Origin of the sequence: Vibrio genomosp. F6 (assembly GCF_005146325.1) — a bacterium.
GTDB lineage: Bacteria > Pseudomonadota > Gammaproteobacteria > Enterobacterales > Vibrionaceae > Vibrio > Vibrio cortegadensis.
The window spans coordinates 1-372 of sequence record NZ_SYUT01000147.1 but is presented as its reverse complement, the minus strand read 5'-3'; the positions used below and the strand labels follow the sequence as shown (position 1 = coordinate 372).

General features: G+C 46.0%; 1 tRNA gene. It reads left to right on the top strand.

Annotated elements, in window-relative coordinates:
* Positions 1–47: 47 nt before the first annotated feature.
* Positions 48–124 (top strand) — tRNA-Asp (locus FCV43_RS20220).
* Positions 125–372 lie beyond the last annotated feature (248 nt).

Sequence of the window (372 nt, the reverse complement as noted above, 5' to 3'; positions counted from 1 at the left end):
TGACCGACCTGGAGATATGGACGCTCACCTAGTGAGTTGACCACTGCGGAGTGGTAGTTCAGTTGGTTAGAATACCGGCCTGTCACGCCGGGGGTCGCGGGTTCGAGTCCCGTCCACTCCGCCACTTATTTAAATAAGCCCTAATCGAAAGATTAGGGCTTTTTTACGTTTGCCGTTTGGGAAAATAATTGATATCAACCGGAAAACACTCTGATACCAATTCCGTTAATTTATGATCTAATACCAATCCGGAAAACTAGCTGATCAGCTCTATCCAGTCTCTACTGCACATTTTGGTCACGCGATCGCTGCACTCCAAAAAGCCATTCCAAGCACGACATACCTGAGAAACAATGTCGTTATAATCATTGA